At 58.9% G+C, this 19,754-nt stretch carries 18 protein-coding genes; 10 read left to right on the plus strand and 8 right to left on the minus strand.

Going from position 1 to position 19,754, the window contains the following annotated elements:
• Positions 1 to 107: 107 nt before the first annotated feature.
• The 5 genes from lon to cmoB all read left to right on the plus strand — a co-directional run bounded on the left by lon (position 108) and on the right by cmoB (position 5,549).
• On the plus strand, positions 108 to 2,528 hold the full coding sequence (gene lon, locus AC3IX4_RS23320; protein ID WP_489257713.1) for an endopeptidase La: 2,421 nt from the start codon (positions 108 to 110) through the stop codon (positions 2,526 to 2,528).
• 249 nt (positions 2,529 to 2,777) lie between these two features.
• On the plus strand, positions 2,778 to 3,170 hold the full coding sequence (locus tag AC3IX4_RS23325; protein ID WP_489257714.1) for a protease inhibitor I42 family protein: 393 nt from the start codon (positions 2,778 to 2,780) through the stop codon (positions 3,168 to 3,170).
• 1 nt (position 3,171) lies between these two features.
• On the plus strand, positions 3,172 to 3,816 hold the full coding sequence (locus AC3IX4_RS23330) for a lysoplasmalogenase (RefSeq protein ID WP_489257715.1): 645 nt from the start codon (positions 3,172 to 3,174) through the stop codon (positions 3,814 to 3,816).
• A 36-nt stretch (positions 3,817 to 3,852) separates the two neighbouring features.
• Positions 3,853 to 4,596 (plus strand): carboxy-S-adenosyl-L-methionine synthase CmoA, encoded by a 744-nt coding sequence (cmoA, locus tag AC3IX4_RS23335; protein WP_489257716.1) that lies wholly within the window; start codon positions 3,853 to 3,855, stop codon positions 4,594 to 4,596.
• Positions 4,593 to 5,549: a tRNA 5-methoxyuridine(34)/uridine 5-oxyacetic acid(34) synthase CmoB gene (cmoB, locus tag AC3IX4_RS23340; RefSeq protein WP_489257717.1), complete on the plus strand. Its 957-nt coding sequence runs from the start codon at positions 4,593 to 4,595 to the stop codon at positions 5,547 to 5,549. The genes cmoA and cmoB overlap by 4 nt, the downstream gene beginning before the upstream one ends.
• 65 nt (positions 5,550 to 5,614) lie before the next feature.
• Here the strand turns inward: cmoB and AC3IX4_RS23345 are convergent, their stop codons facing one another.
• From AC3IX4_RS23345 to AC3IX4_RS23360, 4 genes are all read right to left on the minus strand, one after another.
• Positions 5,615 to 5,875 carry a DUF2790 domain-containing protein gene (locus AC3IX4_RS23345; RefSeq protein ID WP_489257718.1) on the minus strand — a complete coding sequence of 87 codons (261 nt, stop codon included), beginning with the start codon at positions 5,873 to 5,875 and terminating at the stop codon, positions 5,615 to 5,617.
• A gap of 96 nt (positions 5,876 to 5,971) precedes the next feature.
• Positions 5,972 to 9,130: a CusA/CzcA family heavy metal efflux RND transporter gene (locus tag AC3IX4_RS23350; protein ID WP_489257719.1), complete on the minus strand. Its 3,159-nt coding sequence runs from the start codon at positions 9,128 to 9,130 to the stop codon at positions 5,972 to 5,974.
• Between the two features lie 27 nt (positions 9,131 to 9,157).
• Entirely contained in the window at positions 9,158 to 10,348 is a 1,191-nt protein-coding gene (locus AC3IX4_RS23355; protein WP_489257720.1) for an efflux RND transporter periplasmic adaptor subunit, read from the minus strand.
• Between the two features lie 39 nt (positions 10,349 to 10,387).
• Positions 10,388 to 11,632 carry a TolC family protein gene (locus tag AC3IX4_RS23360; protein WP_489257721.1) on the minus strand — a complete coding sequence of 415 codons (1,245 nt, stop codon included), beginning with the start codon at positions 11,630 to 11,632 and terminating at the stop codon, positions 10,388 to 10,390.
• Between the two features lie 295 nt (positions 11,633 to 11,927).
• Here AC3IX4_RS23360 and AC3IX4_RS23365 point away from each other — a divergent pair, with 295 nt between their 5' ends.
• The 3 genes from AC3IX4_RS23365 (at position 11,928) to AC3IX4_RS23375 (ending at position 15,050) form a co-directional block, all read left to right on the plus strand.
• A complete protein-coding gene (locus AC3IX4_RS23365) occupies positions 11,928 to 12,602 on the plus strand; it encodes a heavy metal response regulator transcription factor (protein WP_489257722.1) in 675 nt (224 codons plus the stop codon).
• A complete protein-coding gene (locus AC3IX4_RS23370; RefSeq protein WP_489257723.1) occupies positions 12,599 to 14,005 on the plus strand; it encodes a heavy metal sensor histidine kinase in 1,407 nt (468 codons plus the stop codon). Before AC3IX4_RS23365 ends, AC3IX4_RS23370 begins: the two co-directional genes overlap by 4 nt.
• A gap of 64 nt (positions 14,006 to 14,069) precedes the next feature.
• Positions 14,070 to 15,050 (plus strand): IS5 family transposase, encoded by a 981-nt coding sequence (locus AC3IX4_RS23375; protein ID WP_489257724.1) that lies wholly within the window; start codon positions 14,070 to 14,072, stop codon positions 15,048 to 15,050.
• 123 nt (positions 15,051 to 15,173) lie between these two features.
• On the opposite strand, the gene AC3IX4_RS23380 is transcribed toward AC3IX4_RS23375, so the two are convergent.
• On the minus strand, positions 15,174 to 15,362 hold the full coding sequence (locus AC3IX4_RS23380) for a hypothetical protein (RefSeq protein WP_489257725.1): 189 nt from the start codon (positions 15,360 to 15,362) through the stop codon (positions 15,174 to 15,176).
• 83 nt (positions 15,363 to 15,445) lie between these two features.
• Between AC3IX4_RS23380 and AC3IX4_RS23385 the strand changes: the two genes are divergently transcribed.
• Positions 15,446 to 16,513, plus strand: a complete 1,068-nt coding sequence (locus AC3IX4_RS23385; protein ID WP_489256307.1) for an IS630 family transposase — start codon at positions 15,446 to 15,448, stop codon at positions 16,511 to 16,513.
• A 7-nt stretch (positions 16,514 to 16,520) separates the two neighbouring features.
• On the opposite strand, the gene AC3IX4_RS23390 is transcribed toward AC3IX4_RS23385, so the two are convergent.
• The gene (locus AC3IX4_RS23390; protein ID WP_489257726.1) at positions 16,521 to 17,255 is read right to left on the minus strand and encodes a DMT family transporter; all 735 of its coding nucleotides are present in this window, start codon (positions 17,253 to 17,255) and stop codon (positions 16,521 to 16,523) included.
• A gap of 107 nt (positions 17,256 to 17,362) precedes the next feature.
• On the opposite strand from AC3IX4_RS23390, the gene AC3IX4_RS23395 reads away from it, so the two are divergent.
• Positions 17,363 to 18,217, plus strand: a complete 855-nt coding sequence (locus tag AC3IX4_RS23395; RefSeq protein WP_489257727.1) for a LysR substrate-binding domain-containing protein — start codon at positions 17,363 to 17,365, stop codon at positions 18,215 to 18,217.
• A 47-nt stretch (positions 18,218 to 18,264) separates the two neighbouring features.
• On the opposite strand, the gene pdxJ is transcribed toward AC3IX4_RS23395, so the two are convergent.
• On the minus strand, positions 18,265 to 18,987 hold the full coding sequence (gene pdxJ, locus AC3IX4_RS23400; protein WP_489261346.1) for a pyridoxine 5'-phosphate synthase: 723 nt from the start codon (positions 18,985 to 18,987) through the stop codon (positions 18,265 to 18,267).
• Between the two features lie 60 nt (positions 18,988 to 19,047).
• Positions 19,048 to 19,737, minus strand: coding sequence for a DNA repair protein RecO (gene recO, locus AC3IX4_RS23405; RefSeq protein WP_489257728.1), 690 nt, complete (start codon positions 19,735 to 19,737; stop codon positions 19,048 to 19,050).
• Between the last annotated feature and the right edge of the window lie 17 nt (positions 19,738 to 19,754).

Genomic DNA, 19,754 nt, shown 5'->3' on the forward strand with positions numbered 1-19,754 from the left:
GAGGCGGCTACCTTTAAGGGTCAGCCGCCTTTTTTGTGCCCGCCTTGCATTGAAACCACTTCGCGATTGCCCCATCTAAGGTCCATAGTCATTTGCGCAGGTGCCCCATGAGCGACCAGCAAGCCCTAAACGATCTCCCCGAAGACCCCAGCGAAACCGTGGAACCGGACCCTTCCAGCGAACCAAAAACTGGCCTGGCACTGCCCGATCACAGCTTGCCGGACAAGGTCTACATCATTCCGATCCACAACCGGCCCTTCTTCCCGGCACAAGTCCTGCCGGTCATTGTCAACGAAGAGCCCTGGGCCGAAACGCTGGATCTGGTCGCCAACACCCCGCATCACTCCCTGGCGCTGTTCTTCATGGACACCCCGGTTGAAGATCACCGCCACTTCGATACCTCGCGCCTGCCGTTATACGGCACGCTGGTCAAGGTTCACCATGCCAGCCGCGAAAACGGCAAACTGCAATTTGTAGCCCAAGGCCTGACCCGGGTTCGCATCCGCAGCTGGCTCAAGCACCACCGCCCACCCTACCTGGTGGAAGTCGAATACCCGCACCAACCGGCCCAGCCCACCGACGAGGTCAAGGCCTACGGCATGGCCCTGATCAATGCGATCAAGGAGTTGCTGCCGCTCAACCCGCTCTATAGCGAAGAGCTGAAAAACTACCTCAATCGCTTCAGCCCCAACGACCCCTCGCCGTTGACCGACTTTGCCGCCGCGCTGACCTCGGCCACCGGCAACGAACTGCAGGAAGTGCTCGATTGCGTGCCCATGCTCAAGCGCATGGAGAAAGTCTTGCCGATGCTGCGCAAGGAAGTCGAAGTCGCACGCCTGCAAAACGAGATTTCCGCCGAGGTGAACCGCCAGATCGGTGAGCACCAGCGCGAGTTCTTCCTCAAGGAGCAACTCAAGGTCATCCAGCAGGAGCTGGGGCTGACCAAGGACGATCGCAGCGCCGACGTCGAACAGTTCGAGCAACGCTTGCAAGGCAAAACCCTGCCGCCCGCCGCGAAAAAGCGCATCGACGAAGAGCTGGGCAAACTGTCGATCCTGGAAACCGGCTCGCCCGAATACGCAGTGACCCGCAATTACCTGGACTGGGCGACAGCCCTGCCCTGGGGTGTCTATGGCAAGGACAAACTCGACCTCAAGCATGCTCGCAAAGTGCTCGACCAGCACCACGCCGGGCTCGATGACATCAAGGCCCGCATCCTCGAATTCCTTGCCGTGGGCGCCTACAAGGGCGAGATCAGCGGCTCTATCGTGCTGCTGGTAGGCCCGCCCGGCGTGGGCAAGACCAGCGTCGGCAAATCCATTGCCGAGTCCCTTGGCCGACCGTTTTATCGCTTCAGTGTCGGCGGCATGCGTGACGAGGCCGAGATCAAGGGCCACCGTCGTACCTACATCGGCGCCCAACCGGGCAAGCTGGTGCAGGCGCTCAAGGATGTCGAAGTGATGAACCCGGTCATCATGCTCGACGAGATCGACAAGATGGGCCAGAGCTACCAAGGCGACCCCGCCTCGGCACTGCTTGAAACCCTGGACCCAGAACAGAACGTCGACTTCCTCGACCATTACCTGGACCTGCGCCTGGACCTCTCCAAGGTGCTGTTCGTGTGCACCGCCAACACTATGGATTCGATCCCAGGCCCCCTGCTGGACCGGATGGAAGTGATTCGCCTGTCGGGCTATATCACCGAAGAAAAGCTCGCCATCGCCAAGCGCCACCTGTGGCCCAAGCAACTGGCCAAGGCCGGTGTCGCCAAAACCCGCCTGAGCATCAGCGATACCGCCCTGCGCGCGGTGATCGAAGGTTATGCCCGTGAGGCTGGCGTGCGACAGCTGGAAAAACAGTTGGGCAAACTGATCCGCAAGGCGGTGGTCAAACTGCTCGACAACCCGGACGCCATCATCAAGATCGTCCCCAAGGATTTGGAAGAGTCGCTGGGCATGCCGGTGTTTCGTAGCGAGCAGGTACTCTCGGGCACCGGTGTGATTACCGGGCTTGCCTGGACCAGCATGGGCGGTGCGACGCTGCCCATCGAAGCGACACGCGTTCACTCACTTAACCGGGGTTTCAAGTTGACCGGGCAATTGGGCGAGGTGATGAAAGAATCGGCCGAGATTGCCTACAGCTACGTCAGTTCGCACCTCAAGCAATTCGGTGGCGACCCGACATTCTTTGACGAAGCCTTTGTGCACCTGCATGTGCCAGAAGGCGCAACGCCCAAGGATGGCCCCAGCGCGGGCGTGACCATGGCCAGCGCCCTGCTGTCGCTGTCTCGCGACCAAGCGCCGAAAAAAGGCGTGGCCATGACCGGAGAGCTGACCCTGACTGGGCATGTACTGCCGATTGGGGGCGTGCGCGAGAAAGTCATTGCCGCGCGCCGGCAGAAGATTTACGAGCTGATCCTTCCCGAAGCCAACCGCGGCCACTTCGAAGAACTGCCCGACTACCTGAAGGAAGGCATCACCGTACACTTCGCCAAGCGCTTTGCCGATGTGGCAAAGGTGTTGTTCTAACGGTAGGAGCCGAGCTTGTCGGGGCGCCGAACCGTCGCGATGCAGGCGCCGCGGTATTCCAGGCAAACCGCGTCGATCCCATCGCCGCGGTCCGGCGTTCCGGCAAGCCGTGCTCCTACCCCACCCCGTTGGTGCGGCGGGCCGGCTGTAGGAGCAGAGCTCGCTCGCGATAAAGGCGCCGCGGTTTGGAGGCATCAGATACCGACGTTTCGGTTATGCTTGGGCTGTCCAAGCCCGACCGGAGCCTCTATGCCCACCGTCCGCCTGATCGTTGCCTTGAGTTTTGCCCTGCTCACCGCCTGTGCCACCCAGGCGCCAGAAAATGTCAACCTGCACAAGCAATCCCAGTGCCCCCTGCCCCTGCAGGTCGGCCAGCACCTCACCCTGACCCTGCCCAGCAACCCCACCACGGGTTTTCGCTGGCTGGTGCAAAACCCCGCGGGCAGCATCCTGCGCAGCCTGGGGCCAGAGGTTTACAGCAACCCGGAAGACGCAGGCCTGGTTGGCAGTGGGGGGCAATCCGTCTGGCGCTATCAGGCACAGGCCGCAGGTGAAGGCCACCTGATCCTGGTCTACCAGCAACCCTGGGCACCCGAAGTCAGCCCCGCGAAAACCTTCGACTGCGTCATACAGGTGAAATGACATGCGCTGGCTGAGCCTGGGGTTGCTGGGTGCCGTACTGTTTGTGTATGGCCTGAGCACCAGCTCGCCCTGGCTGTGCCTGCTCAGCAAGCCCCTGCCGGTGCTGGCGCTGCTGGGCTGGCTGCACCAAGCGCCAGCCGGCGTGTATCGGCGCTGGATTATCGTGGGCCTGCTGTTTTCATTGCTGGGCGATGTGCTGCTGGCCTGGCCTACCGATCTATTCGTATTCGGCCTGGGCGCGTTCTTGCTGGCGCACCTGGCCTATTTGCGGGCCTATTTGGATAACAGCCGGCGATTGGCCCCCATCGCGCTAACGGTGGCTGTCGTGACTGGCATGCTCTTGCTGGGCGTGTTGATTGCCCACGATCTGGGCGAGTTGCTGATTCCGGTCTGTGTCTATGCCCTGGCAATCAGCGCGATGCTCTGGCGCGCGCTGGCCTGCGCGGGCCTGGCCGCCGCAGGGGCCGTGGCCTTCGTGTTTTCGGACAGCGTGATCGGCATCGACCGTTTCGTCAGCCCGTTCGCGGCAGCGCCCTACCTGATCATCCTCGCCTACTGGCTCGGCCAGTGGGGAATCGCCGCCTCGGCCTGGCAGCCAGCACGGCGTTCATCCGCCAGCGATGCATCCACCGGCCAACTTGGCTAAAATACCCGCCTTTTACCCTCTGCCGTTGGAATTGCCGTGAGCAAAGAGCCCGATCGCCTATTCGCCCAGCCGCTGGACCAGGTCCCCGACTTCGCCTTCAACGAAGACGTGGTCCGGGTGTTCCCGGACATGATCAAGCGCTCAGTGCCCGGCTACCCGACCATTGTCGAGAACCTCGGCGTGCTCGCCGCCCAGTTCGCCCAGCCGCACACTGTGCTTTACGATCTGGGCAGCTCGCTGGGCGCCGTCACCCAGGCCTTGCGCCGGCACGTGCGCAGCGAAGACTGCCGGGTGATTGCCGTGGACAACTCCCAGGCCATGGTCGAGCGCTGCCGCGAATACCTCAATGCGCAGGACTCGATGTTTCAGGAACTGCTGCCCGTGGACGTGGTTGAGGGCGATATCCTTGCCCTGGACTTCAAGCCCGCCTCGGTCGTGGCCCTGAACTTCACCCTGCAATTCATCGCCCCGGAACAGCGCCTGGCCCTGCTCACGCGCATCCGCCAGGCGCTGGTGCCAGGCGGCGCGATGATCCTGTCAGAGAAGCTGCGTTTCAACGACAGCGATGAACATGCCCTGCTCACCGACCTGCACATCGCCTTCAAGCGCGCCAATGGCTACAGCGACCTGGAAATTGCCCAGAAACGCAGCGCCATCGAAAACGTGATGAAGCCCGACAGCCTCGAAGAACACCGCGAACGCCTGCTGGCGGCCGGTTTCTCGAAGGTCGTACCCTGGTTCCAATGCCTTAACTTTGCCTCGTTGATTGCCCTGCCATGATTGATTTGTCTCCGTTAGTCCGCCGTATGGCGGGTACTCCCCTGGCCACCTGGGCCGAAGGCCTGCAGGCTCAACTCGACGCCAAGATGGAAAAAGGCCATGGCGATCTGGAGCGTTGGCAAAGCGCGCTCAATGCCCTGCCTGAACTGACACCGACCACCCTCGACCTGCAGACTGGCCTGACTCTGGACACCGACTGCGACAGCGAAACCCGCGAACGCATGCACCAGGCCCTGATGGGCCTGTCGCCATGGCGCAAGGGCCCGTTCGATCTGTTTGGTGTGCACGTGGACACCGAATGGCGCTCGGACTGGAAATGGTCACGGGTTTCACCGCACCTGGACCTGCGCGGCAAGCGCGTACTCGATGTGGGCTGCGGCAACGGCTACTACCAGTGGCGGATGCTCGGCGCCGGCGCCGACAGCGTCATCGGTGTCGACCCCAACTGGCTGTTCTTCTGTCAGTTCCAGGCCGTTCAGCGTTACCTGCCGGACCTGCCGGCCTGGCACCTGCCGTTCGCCCTGGAAGACCTGCCAGCCAACCTGGAGGGCTTTGATACCGTATTTTCCATGGGCGTGTTCTACCACCGCCGCTCGCCCATCGAGCACCTGCTGGCGCTCAAGGATTGCCTGGTCAAAGGTGGCGAACTGGTACTGGAAACGCTGGTGGTCGAAGGCGACCAGCATCAAGTGCTGGTCCCAGAGGATCGCTATGCGCAGATGCGCAACGTGTGGTTCCTGCCCTCGGTCCCCGCGCTGGAACTGTGGCTGCGTCGCGCCGGCTTCAAGGACGTGCACTGCGTAGACGTCAGCGTCACCAGTATTGAAGAACAACGCAGCACCGACTGGATGCGCTATCAGTCGCTGGGCGACTTCCTCGACCCGCAAGATCACAGCAAGACCGTCGAAGGCCTGCCCGCGCCGATGCGCGCAGTGATCGTCGCACGCAAATAACCCTGGCCCTATGTAGCCGCTGCCGAAGGCTGCGATGCGCCCCGCCAGGGGCGCCATTACGGATCTCAGGATCCCGCGCCCGCTTTGCGGTGGTCCGGCATTCCGGCGATCGCAGCCTGACGGCAGCGGCTACAGTCGATCGCAGCCTCGCGGCAGCGGCTACTGTCCGTTTTAACTACGGGCTGTTGTTTATCGCCATGGATTTTCTCCTGACTTAATTTGAATTGTCTCCAGAACTCCTGTGAGCGTTCAGCGCCCCCTTCTGCCATGACGCCTGTAGAACACAACAGCACTGCGCCCAACACCCACAACTTAATCGTTTTCATGAACACACCTCTTCAGTTCTTTGTGTAGGGCTTAATAATAAAGAGAGGCAACTAACCCACGCATGAGCGCTTAGTTACAATTTTGAAAGCTTCCAACTATTCAGGTGCATCAAGACGGTCCTCAACGACTTCCTCCTTTCGATGCGCCCAGTGATAAAGCGCTGGCAATACCAGAAGTGTCAGGGCTGTAGAGGACAGAATCCCGCCGATCACCACCGTCGCCAGCGGCCGCTGAACCTCTGCACCGGTGCCGGTGGCCAGGGCCATGGGAATAAACCCCAGCGATGCCACCAATGCGGTCATCAAGACAGGCCGCAATCGCGTCAATGCGCCTTCGTCTATGGCCACCCGCAAGCTTCGCCCCTCTTCGCGCAGGTTGCGGATAAAGGCAATCATCACCAGCCCGTTAAGCACTGCCACACCCGACAAGGCAATAAAGCCGACCCCAGCGGAAATCGACAATGGAATATCGCGCATCCACAAGGCGATGACTCCGCCGGTCAAGGCAAAGGGAATGCCGGTGAACACCAGTAGCCCGTCCTTGAGGTTGTTGAACATCATGAACAACAAGGCAAATACCAGCAGCAGTGCCACCGGCACCACGATTTGCAAACGCTTGGCCGCCGATTGCAGTTGTTCGAATTGACCGCCCCAACTCGTCCAATACCCGGCTGGAACTTGCACTTGCCGATCCAGCCGGGCTTGTGCGTCCTCCACGAACGAGCCGATATCGCGACCGCGCACATTGGCACTGACCACCACCAGCCGCTTGCCGTTTTCGCGGCTGATTTGGTTAGGCCCCTGAGCCAGCTCAAGGCGGGCGACCTGAGACAGCGAGATAAACCCGATACCCGTGCTGCCCGCCGTGGCCGGCACTGGAATCAGCAATTGGGACAGCCCCTCAATGTCAGTGCGCAGGGTGTCGGACAGGCGCACCACCATGTCAAAACGACGGTCACCCTCATACAGAGTCCCTGCGCGACGACCGCCCACGGCCACTGCAACGGTATCTTGCACATCGCCGATGTTCAGGCCATAGCGCGCCGCCTTGTCGCGGTCAATCTCAATGGTCAGCACGGGCAGGCCCGAGGTCTGCTCGACCTTCACCTCGGACGCCCCCGGCACCCCTTGCAGGGCCTGGGCGATTTGCGCCGCGGTACGGTTGAGTACGGCCATGTCATCACCGAAGACCTTCACCGCCACATCACTGCGCACGCCTGAAATCAGCTCGTTGAAACGCAGCTGGATAGGTTGTGACAGTTCAAAGTTGCTGCCCGGCACCAAGGCACTGGCGCGCTGGATGTCGGCAATCAACTGCTCTCGGGTTTTATCAGGATCGGGCCACTGGCTCTGTGGCTTGAGCATCACATAACTGTCGGAGATATTCGGTGGCATCGGGTCGGACGCAATCTCGGCGGTACCGGTACGAGCGAACACCCGCTCGACTTCAGGCACCTGTTCGAGCACCGTCTTTTCCAGTTGCTGCTGCATCTGCACGGACTGCGTCAGGCTGGTGCCCGGAACGCGCAAGGCCTGCAGGGCAAAATCCCCTTCGCTCAGGCTGGGAACGAATTCACTGCCCATGCGACTGGCCACCAGCCCCGACAGGGCGATGGACAGCAGCGCCAGGCCAAAGGCGATCGAGCGATGATTCATCACCCAGTTCAATACCGGCGCATAGCCCTGTTTGGCGCTGCGCATCAGCAGGTTTTCGTCTTCCTTGACCTTGCCGGTCACCCACAGCGCAATCGCGGCCGGAACAAAGGTCACCGACAGAATCATCGCGCCGAGCAAGGCGATGACCACGGTAAACGCCATCGGGTGGAACATTTTGCCCTCCACCCCGGTCAACGCGAAGATCGGCAGGTACACCACCATGATGATCAACTGGCCGAAAATCAGCGGCCGACGCGCTTCCCTGGCTGCGTTGAACACTTCGTGCATCCGCTCACTGCGGCTGAGCAAACGGCCTCGTTGCTGCTGAGCATGGGCCAACCGCCTGATTGCGTTTTCAACAATTACCACCGCACCGTCGACAATGATGCCGAAGTCCAATGCGCCAAGGCTCATCAGATTGGCGCTGACCTTATTGGCGAACATGCCGGTAAAGGTAAACAGCATGGCCAATGGAATGACCATTGCCGTGATCAGCGCGGCGCGGATATTACCCAGGAACAGGAACAGCACCGCGATCACCAGAATCGCACCTTCGATCAAGTTGGTCTTGACCGTGGCAATCGCCTTGTCGACCAGCGTCGTGCGGTCATAAACCGTCACCGCCACCACGCCGTCAGGCAAGCTGCGATTGATCTCGGCAAGCTTGGCGGCCACCGCCTGGGAAACGGTGCGACTGTTCTCGCCAATCAGCATGAACACCGTACCCAAGACCACTTCGCGCCCGTTCTCGGTCGCCGCCCCCGTGCGCAGTTCACGGCCGATGCCCACCTGCGCGACGGCACTGACACGGATCGGTGTGCCGTCGACATTGGCGATCACGATATTGGCAATGTCGGCGATGCCGGCCAATTGGCCCGGCGCGCGAATCAGTAATTGTTCGCCGTTGCGTTCGATGTAGCCGGCGCCGACGTTGGCATTATTACGCTCAAGTGCCACCAACAGGTCATTGAGGGTCAACTTGTAAGCGGCCAGGCGCTTGGGGTCCGGGGCGATCTGGTATTCCTTGGCATAACCGCCGATGCTGTTGATCTCCGCCACACCGCGCACATTGCGCAATTGCGGCTTGATGATCCAGTCCTGGACCTCACGGAGATCAGTCGACGTCCATGGGCTGCCATCGGCCTTCAATGCGCCCTCCCTGGCCTCTACCGTCCACAGGAAAATTTCGCCAAGGCCCGTGGAGATCGGCCCCATGGTGGCTTCCACGCCCTCGGGCAATTGTTCACGCGCCCCCTGCAGCCGTTCGTTGACCAACTGGCGAGCGAAGAACAAATCAGTGCCGTCATCGAAAATCACGGTCACCTGCGACAAGCCCGAACGAGACAACGATCGGGTTTGTTGCAAACCGGGCAAGCCGGCCATGGCGGTCTCGATCGGGAAGGTAATGCGCTGCTCGGTTTCCAGCGGAGAAAAGCCAGCAGCCCCCGTGTTGATCTGGACCTGGACGTTGGTGATGTCGGGCACCGCATCGATCGGCAATTTCTGATAACTGCCAATCCCCAGCGCGGCCATCAGCAGGACCGCCAGCAGCACGATGATGCGCTGCTCTATCGCAAATTGAATCAGGCGTTCAAACATAGAGGCATCTCATAGGTGATGAGCGGATCAATGGGCGTGGTCGGCTTCGGCCTTCCCCAATTCCGACTTGAGAATGAAGCTGCCCGCCGAGACCACCCACTGGTTAGCCTTCAGGCCTTCGCGTATTTCGACAAAGCCGTTTTCGCGGATTCCCAGCACTACGGGTTGCGGGGCAAAACCCTCGGGGTTGCGAATAAAAACCGTGGGCGTATTTTCCAGGGTCTGTACCGCTTGCTCAGGCACCACTACCGCCGCGCGCTGGCGATCGGTGGCCAGTTGAACCTCGACAAACAGGCCTGGGCGCCAGGCGTCTTCGGGGTTTGCCAGCGTGACGCGCACGCTGGCGGTGCGAGTCTGCTCACCCAACAGGCTGCCCACGTAGCTGATGGTGCCGCTGACCTGCTGGCCCAACTCGAGCGCGCGGATGCGCACGCTCTCGCCCACCCGCACCTTGCCCAGGTCCTTGGGTGAAACGCCGAAGGTTGCCCACACGCTAGACAAGTCGGACACCGTGAAAGCGCTACTGGCCTCGCTGACCACTTCACCCGGTACCAGGTGCTTTTCCACCACCACACCCGTGAATGGCGCTCGCAACTCGTAGCGATTACCGCCGGTAACCACTACGCCACCACTGAGCGCGCTCATCTTCTGCTGAGCGTTGCCCTGCGCAATCTCGGCCTCCTGCAGGGCCTGGCGTGCCTGCAAGTAATCCTGCTCGGGCGAAATCTGCTCTTGCCACAGCTGACGCTCGCGCTCAAACGTAATGCGAGCCAGCTCAAGTCGCCGGTGACTGGCCGCCAGTTCACTGCGCTGCTCCGATATTTGCGGGCTGGCGATAACCGCCAACAGATCACCTCGTTTGACAGCTTGCCCGAGGCTGACATTGACCGACTCAACCACCCCGCTTGCCCGTGGTACCACGTGGGCAGTGCGGTCTTCATCGAAACGAATTTCACCGGGCAACGTGAAGGTGTTGGCCAATTCGCGCGGGCCGGCCTGGACCCACTCAATACCGGCTGCTTCGATCTGGGCAGCGCTCAGAGACAACGCTGGCACTTGCACGACCTCGCTAGCCTGATCATGGCCATGCCCGTCAGCTTGCGTCTCATGCCCATGACCTTCTTCTGCACTGCCATGATCATCCAGCGGGTTCCAGGCACCCATCGCGATGCCCAAGCCCAGCACCACAACGATGATCAGGATGTTTGTCTTGTTCATACACACTCCTGCGTGGGATCAATATCGAAAAAAGGCGGCTTATGTGGCCGCAGCGAACTCGGACACATCGCCGAACACCTGCTCCACCCGCATCCGTGCGTCGGCCAGCTCAGTGGCGGTCTGCAGGTATTGGTCGCGCGCGCTGATCAGCGTGCGCTGGGCGTCCAGCACCTCGAGGAAGTTGAATTTGCCGGCTTCGAAGCCACGACTGGCGGCGTCCACTGCGCGCTGGGCGGACGGCAGGATGATCTGGTCGAAGCTGGCCAGCGCCTGTTGAGCGGTACGCCACTGATCCAGTGCCTGACGCACCTGTGAGCGCAGGCGCAGCTGGGCGGCGTTGCGCAGGTCGCGGGCCTGGTCGGCGCGCCTGGAAGCGGCCAGTACATTGCCCTGATTACGGTCGAACAGCGGCAGCGGCATCGACACGCCGAGCACATTGACCCGCTCACGGTCGCTGGCGCTGTATTGGCTACCCACGCTGACGGTCAGGTCAGGGATACGACGACGTTGCTCCAGCCCCAATGCGGCGTCGCCCTGATCAATCTGCAGCTGCGCCAGACGCATGTCGGCGGTGTCATTCAGCCGCTCGAGCAAGGCCTGGGTGTCGGGGACGGTCATGGCGGCAATCGGAGCCTCTTGCACATGCTCGAACGCCGCGAAAGCCGCCCCGGTCAACTCGGCCAGACGCTGATAGGCGCTGGCCCGATCGTCCACCGAACGACGACGTTCCAGCTGCGTTTCGGCCAGCAACACTTGAGCACGGGAAGCCTCAATGGGCGAAGCCCTGCCGGCCTTGATCCGGCTCTGGGCAATCGTCAGTCCTCGCTCAGCAAGGGCCTGCGACAGCCCCGCCAGCTCTTCACGCTGCTGGGCGCGCAATGCCCCCAGATAAGCCCCGACCACCTCGGCGCGCAGGGTGTTGCGTTGGCGTTCAAGTTGTACCTGTGCCAATGCCTGGCCACGGCTGGCAACCTCCACACGAGCACCGCGTTTTCCGCCCAGCTCCAGGGTCTGGCTGAGCGTCACGGTGCTTGTGCGCGATTCGCGCCGGGTGTCTTCGACCTCCCAGGCCAGCTGGGGGTTGGGTCGCAAACCGGCCTGCTCACGCTCCCCCTGCGCTACACCCAGCTCGCTGTGTGCAAAGGCAAGTTGCGGGTTATTGGCCAGGGCGGCCTGCAAGGCCTGCTCCAGATTCAAGGCTGCCATGGGCGACGCCTGAAGCGGCAACCCGGCCAGCAAGCCGATGCTTAATACGATCTGTCGGGATATCAGATTCCACTGCATGGGCGCACTCCTTTTTATTCCAGGAGGCGACTTTAAGTGGCGGGTTTTATCCACAAGGTGACGTGAACATTACAAATCCGTAAGACTTCAAGTGCGATGAATATAATCGCTTAAGCTATTAAAAATCAGCGACTTGTAAATTTACAACAAGAAACAAAACATCTCAAAAAGTAATAATTAGTTTCTTGACCCTGAAGCCAGTTCAACCCTCAGGCTACGCACCCAACTACACCATGCCGACGTTATAACCGACCTTGCCCGCGCCACTTTTAATAACTGCCAAGAGTGAACTTAGATGCGAATCCTGATTATCGAGGATGAAACCAAAACGGCTGAATATCTGCATCAGGGCCTGAGCGAAAATGGCTATGTCGTCGACTGCGCCGACAATGGCGCCGACGGCTTGCACCTTGCCCTCCAACACCGCTACGACCTGCTGATCCTGGACGTCAACCTGCCGCAACTGGACGGCTGGGGTGTACTCCAACGACTGCGCATGAACAGTGCTTCACGAATCATGATGCTAACCGCTCGCGGACGGCTCAGCGATAAGGTGCGCGGCCTGGATTTGGGCGCCGACGACTATCTGGTCAAACCCTTTGAGTTTCCCGAGCTACTGGCAAGAATACGCACCCTGTTGCGGCGCAGTGAGCAAAACCTGGCCAGCCACACCCTGCGGGTCGCAGACCTGGAGCTTGACCAGGGCAAACACCGCGCCTACCGGGGCAGTCGGCGTATCGACCTGACTGCCAAGGAGTTCGCCCTGCTGCATCTGCTGATGCGCCACAGCGGTGAAGTGCTGTCGCGCACGCAGATCATTTCGCTGGTCTGGGACATGAACTTCGATTGCGACACCAATGTTGTGGAGGTGTCCATCCGGCGCTTGCGGGCCAAGATCGACGACCCCTTCGATGACAAGCTGATTCATACCCTGCGCGGCGTCGGCTATGTACTGGAGGCACGTGAATGAAATCCACACGACTCTCGCTGCGCCTGGGTCTGAGCGTCAGCCTGATGGGCGCTTGCCTGGTGCTACTGCTGGCCACCCTCGCCGTCCTGGCCTTGAGCCATGAACTCAGTGAGCGGGAACACACCAACCTTGAAAACAAGATGGAGCAAATCCGTCATTACCTCAGTGTGGATGTGGGCAATGTCGAGTTGTCGGCGCGAGCGCATGTACTACAAGACCTGATCAGTGCGCATGACAACCTTAACCTCACCCTCTACGACCTGCAGCCGCAATACGCGCGCCTGCTCTCTCTGGGCATCAAGCTGGACAACCAGATTGGACAAATCCCCGCCAGCACCAGGCTTAACTTTCAGAATTGGTCTGCCGATAACGGCACACGCCTGCTAACGGCCTCGCAATTGATGGCCCTACCCGACGGCCAACAGGTTCGGGTGCTGCTCTCGGTCGACCGCGCCGATGATCGAAACCTGCTAAGCGCTTACCTCAAATCGATCCTGGTCGCCGTTCCCATTCTTTTGCTGTTGATCGGCATCACCGCCTGGTGGCTCGTGAAACGTGGCTTGCAACCGCTGCGTCAATTCCGTCGAATCGCCGCCAAGGTCTCGGCTCAAGACCTCAGCCACCGGCTTTCAGTCGATAAGCTGCCTCAGGAGCTGGGCGAACTGGCCCAAGCGATCAACTTTATGCTCGACCGCCTCGACAGTGGCGTGCAGCAACTGACCCAATTTTCCGATGACCTGGCCCATGAGCTGCGCTCGCCGATCAGCAACCTGATGGGCAAGGCCCAAGTGACCCTGGCCAGAGAAAGGCCGGCCGCCGAGTACCGCTCGGTGCTGGAGTCCAGTGTCGAGGAGCTGGAACGCTTGAACCGGATCATCACCGACATGCTTTTTTTGGCCCAGGTCAGCGACCCCGTCACCCAAATGAAGTTCGAGACCCTCGAGCTGGCCCACGAAGCGCAGCGGGTGATGGACTTGTTCAGCCTGAGCGCCGAAGACCGCGATATCACTATGAGCCTCACGGGTGAGGCGGTGATTGAAGGGGACCGTTTGATGGTCCAGCGTGCGCTGTCCAATCTGGTCTCCAACGCCATCCGGCATAGCCCAGAGGGCGAGCCGGTGCAAATCAGCATCGCGCCACGCCAAGGCATGATCGACCTGGCGGTGAGCAACCGCGGCAAGGGTATCGGCGCCGAGCACGTGCAGCAGCTGTTTGACCGTTTTTATCGGGCCGACACCAGCCGCTCACGCCTGGAGGGGGGCACGGGGTTGGGGTTGGCGATTGTGCGCTCGATCATGGCACTGCATGGCGGGAGCGTTGAAGTGAGCAGTGGGGAGAATGAAGTGACGGTGTTTCGATTGATGTTTTCGGTGAATCCTATTTCCGCTGTCCGCTTGCGCTAGGGATTCTCCGAACAAGTCTCAAACTGTGCTGAAATACGCATGCCCCCCCTGAGCCGAGCCGCCCATGAGCCAGATGAGCTTTTCCGACTTTGAATACGCCGGCAAGCGCAAGCAGACCCGCCGCGAACGCTTCCTCGCCGAGATGGATCAGGTCGTGCCCTGGACTGGCCTGCTTGAGCTGATCGAGCCGTTCTACCCCAAGGCCGGTGGCGGCCGAAAACCCTATCCACTGGAAACCATGCTGCGCATCCATCTGTTGCAGAACTGGTTCTCCCTGAGCGATCCGGCCATGGAAGAAGCGCTCTACGAAATCACTCCCATGCGCCAATTCGCACGCCTGACGCTGAGCGCGCCGATCCCCGAAGACACCACGATCATGAACTTTCGGCACTTGCTGGAGAAGCATCAGCTCGCACCTGCGATCCTCGCGGTCATCAATGGTTATTTGCAGGAAAAAGGCTTGTCGCTGCGCCAGGGCACCATCGTCGATGCCACCATTATTCATGCCCCCAGTTCGACCAAGAACGAAGAAGGCAAGCGCGATCCCGAGATGCATCAGACCAAGAAAGGTAACCAGTATTTCTTTGGGATGAAGGCCCATATTGGCGCCGATGCAGAGTCGGGGCTGGTTCATCACGTCCATGGCACCGCCGCCAATGTGGCCGATGTCACACAGGTCGCGGAGCTACTGCATGGCGAAGAAAACGCGGTGTATGCAGACGCCGGATACACCGGGGTCGAGAAGCGTGAAGAGCATGAAAATCGCGAGGTAATCTGGCAAATCGCCGCGCGCCGCAGCACCTATTCCAAATTGAATAAACGCAGCCTGCTCTACAAAGCCAAGCGCAAGATCGAGTACTGCAAAGCTCAGACGCGGGCCAAAGTTGAACATCCGTTTCGGGTGATCAAGCGCCAGTTTGGTTACGTGAAAGTTCGCTTTCGTGGGCTGATGAAAAACACGGCTCAGTTGACCACGCTGTTCGCCCTATCAAACCTGTGGATGGCTCGCAAACGGCTCATGGGTATGGGCGAGTTGCGCGCTTAACACGGAAGACCGGGCAAAAAAGCCCTCAATACACGATGCATCGGTCGTTTTTCGGCAAATAGCGGTACGTGCCGGGTAATTTTCGACCTGCTTCTGTCTTGCAGCGAGTTGATCGGAGCATCCCTAGAGTGTTTTTGCCTTCTGGTTATGCTGAGATTCGGTGCTGGATAGTTTATTGCCTTGGTGAAATCCTTTTACTGCTGCGATGACAAGTAATGCCCCAGCGATAGTGACCCAGGAAACCTTGTGTCCGAAAGCGACATAGTCCAGCGCCATGGTAATGATTGGCACTAAATAAAAAAGCACGCCCACCTTGCTAGTGTGCTGTCTGCGAAATAGCTTTTCTAATTTTTCACCTACACTTCAGGTGTCATTTCCCCCTTGGAGAGCTTCAGGTGAGCGCACTGGACATTACGCTTAGCTCCGAAGAAAAGGCCGAACTGAACCGGCGCGTTCGCTCCGCCACCATTCCCCAGCGTGAAGGTCGTAGAGCACGCATTGTGCTGCTTGCAGCACAGGGCGAAACACGGGAAGAGATTGCACGACTGACTGGGTTTTCTCTCCCGACAGTCACCAACTGGTGCCAACGCTTTCAGTTGCTCCGGCTCGACGGATTGATTGATAAACCAGGTCGTGGACGCAAGTCGTCGCTGCCTGCCGATACTGTCCGCCGCGTCTTGGAGCAGGTCACGAAACCTCGCATTGGCGAGTCGCGATGGAGCTGCAGGAGTATGGCGAGAGCGGTCGGGATTTCTTCGAGTACGGTCCATAAGTTATGGGCTGCCAATGACTTGAAGCCTCATCTGACTCGCACCTTCAAGCTCTCAAACGATCCGCAGTTCGAACAGAAATTCTGGGATGTTATCGGCCTTTACCTGGCCCCGCCGGACAAGGCATTGGTGCTGTGTTGCGACGAAAAAAGCCAGGTGCAGGCCTTGGAACGCACGCAGCCTGGATTGCCTCTGGGCATCGGCCACATCCAGACGAAATCACATGATTACACCCGCCACGGCACGGTTACATTATTCGCTGCGCTGGATTATCTGCAGGGAAAATTGATCAGCAGCATCGAACGTCAACACCGTCATCAAGAGTGGTTGTCCTTCCTCAAGAAGATCAACAAGCAGACCCCCAAGAATCTCCAGCTTCACCTGATCGTCGATAACTATGCGACGCACAAGCACGCCGCCGTGAAAACCTGGCTGGCGAAGCACCCGCGTTTCCATATGCACTTCACACCGACGTCCAGCTCTTGGATGAACATGGTCGAACGATTTTTCCGAGACATCACGGTGTATCTACGAGACGGTAGCTTTGCCTCGGTGCGCGAGTTGGAATCCTCGATAACAACGTTCATGGCACTAAGAAATGCTCAGCCGACCCGGTACGTTTGGAACGCGAAAGGCGAGGAGATTTTGAGCAAAATCCAACGAGCTCGCGAGGCACTTGAGGCCGTACCATAGGGATAAATTATTTCGAAGACAGCACACTAGCTGAGTTCCTGCTAAGCATATAGAACAAAAGCAGGACAGCTAAAGTCGACACCACGACGATCATCCAGGTGGCAGACAGGATAAATACAGGGGTGATCTTTAGGTGGATATCAGTGACGGGTAGAACTAGCAAAAAAATCAAAGATGCGCTCAGGCTCTGATAAAACGCGGACACGACAGGATCAACAGTCGATTTTTTCTGCATGACTGACCCTATACTAATAGCTAAAACCGAAATCGCACCAAAAGCTAATCCTGCCAAGGTGACTGCTCCAATCTCACGCGCTCCGACAATCGCCACCGTCAGGCCTACCAAACCTAGCGAAAGAAAAAGACAACCTTTGATTCCTATTTTCTCACGCGCAAATAACGGCGTTAGTATGGGTTGCATCCCTAGCAGAATTGAAAGAACACCAGGAGTGAGTTTGTAGTAAAGAGCCAAAAAAAATGCTGATTGATAGCCAACCTGCAAGAACAGACCTATGACGAATGCACGCAACAATAGAGACTTCGGCAAAGAGAGCTTATTCCCTACGCCGCCTTTAATTCCAACCAGCACACATAAGATAAAAAGTGCTAACGCACCCCCTACGGATCGGACGGTCAAAAACACAGAAACCGAAGCGTCCTCTAGCCCCATCGTCACAACGATGGCTCCGCTACTCCACATCAGAAGAAATAGCAGGGGTACGTATTTTTCCAGTGCCGTCATAGAGTGATTCCTTTCATGTTTAATCTACACTACCCTAATGACTGGCCGGATGATTTCAAATAATTATGATCAGGGGTATCTCGAAACGTGATAATGGATTATCAGATATGAATTTGGATATGAATCAGCTACGTGCATTCGTGACAGTTGCCGAGTGTCGAAGCTTCTCCAGAGCATCCCTAAAACTGTGTCGCGTCCAATCCGCCGTCAGTCAACAAATACAAAAACTTGAAGGCCATCTAGGGGCTGAGCTATTTATTAGGGATCGGCGCGGGCTTGAACTAACTGCGCACGGTGATCGCATGTTGTCGTATGCGCTGAAAATTCTTGAAATTAACGATCAAGCAGTAGCGTCGCTAACAGAAGAGTCGCCCAAGGGCGTGGTGAGGGTGGGGACATCGGACACCTACGCTTCAAAATTTTTTGCTGATATTTTGAAAATCTGCTCGACTCGCTTTCCCGAGATTGAAATCGAAGTGCATTGCGGATATAGCAATCATATCTGGCAACAGTATGAGGCCGGCGAACTTGATCTTGTGCTAACGCAGGGGTGTCCAGCGAGTATCCCATCAGAGCTCTTGTACTCCGAGCCCTTGACATGGGTGTGTGCTTACGACAGCAACGTCTCAAGCCAAGACCCTGTGCCGCTTGCGTTTTTCACGAAAGGTTGCGGTGATAGAGAGTTAGCCTTAAGCGCTCTAAATCGTGTCAGGAAGAACTATCGAGTTAACTATCACAGTACAAGCCATTCCGGCATTATCGCTGCTGTTTCATCAGGGTGTTATGTGTCTGCTCTCTTGCTCAGCACAGCTGACTGTGAACTTCAGGTACTGGGGGAGTCGGATGATTTTCCAATATTAGGGAATGTGGATATCTCGCTTGCTTACCATGATAAATCTCGGCATGCCCCAATGAACCTGTTTGCAGATATCGCTCGAAGCTACTTTCTTTCGCTGGATTGATGTTCGCGGCGGTTCGCCGCGAACAGGTTTACAGCAGCGCCTAAACCCTATCGGCTGGCCGCCAGGATCAGCGCCTTCATCTCGGCCACAGCCGACTTGAAGCCCACAAACAGCGCATGGGCCACCAGCGCATGGCCGATGTTCAGTTCGTTGATGCCCTTGATGGCCGCCACTGCTTCGACGTTGTGATAATGCAGGCCATGACCGGCGTTGACGATCAGGCCCTGGCCCAGGCCAAAGGCTACGCCATCGGCGACGCGCTTGAGCTCTTCGGCCACCTCGGTGGGCGTCTGGGCATCGGCATAGCGGCCAGTGTGCAACTCAATGGCTGGCGCGCCGACCCGGCGGGACGCTTCGATCTGGCGTTCGTCAGCGTCGATAAACAGCGACACTTCAGCACCCAGGCGAGACAGGCGCTCCACCGCCGCCTTGATTCGCGCTTCCTGCCCTGCCACGTCCAGGCCGCCTTCGGTGGTCAGTTCCTGGCGGGTTTCCGGTACCAGGCAAATGTGTGCTGGGCGGATTTTCTCGGCAAAGGCCATCATCTCTTCAGTGACACCCATCTCGAAGTTCATGCGCGTTTGCAGCACGTCCTTGAGCAGCAGCACATCGCGCTCCTGAATATGCCGGCGATCTTCGCGCAAGTGCACGGTAATGCCATCGGCACCGGCTTCTTCAGCATCGAGCGCCGCCTTTACAGGATCTGGGTAACGGGTACCACGGGCCTGACGCAGGGTGGCAACGTGATCGATGTTCACGCCAAGCAGCATGCGGTTGCTTTGAGTCACGGGAGGTCTCCAGAAAATTGAGCGTTACAGCATACGACGAGCTTACGGCTTTCGAAACAGTTCCCGACTGACCAGTGGCTTGCCGCCCAAATGAGGGGCCAATGCCTGGCGCATCAAGCGCTTGGCGGCCGCCAGCGCGCCCGCGGCGGTCCAGTCTGCTTCGGCCATGGCGAGCAATTCGACGCCCTTGAACAGCCCAGGCTGAATCAGCCAGACCCGCTCAAGACCGGCATCGACTCGAAGACGATAGAGGCCCTCGGCATCCACCGGCTCACCATTGACGTCCACATCCAGGGCAAAGCCATAACCCAGGTCGCTCAACAACCGCCACTCGAACGCCCGTAGCAAAGGCTCCAGCGGTCGGCCGGCCGCCAAGGCCTGCACAGTGGCTGCGTAATGCTCGAACAGGGAAGGTTGCGGGTCTTCGGCAGGCAGGACGCGAATCAACAGCTCATTGAGATACAAACCGCTGAACAGGGCATCACCGACCATCCAGGCATTGATGCCGGTGCTTTCCAGGCGGCCCACATTCTTGAGTTCGCCCCGGCCACGAAATTCGACCTCGAGCGGCACGAACGGGCGCGCCAGGGTGCCCGCTTTACCGCGAGCACTGCGAAGCACTGCGCGAAGGCGCCCTTGAGGCGTAAGGAAATCGACCAGCGCGCTGGATTCGCGATAGGCCCGGCTGTGCAGAACGAAGGCCGGTTGGGCGTCAGGGACACTGGCGGTCATGAGAGATATGCAACGAG

The organism is Pseudomonas sp. KH_021 (genome assembly GCF_057838865.1).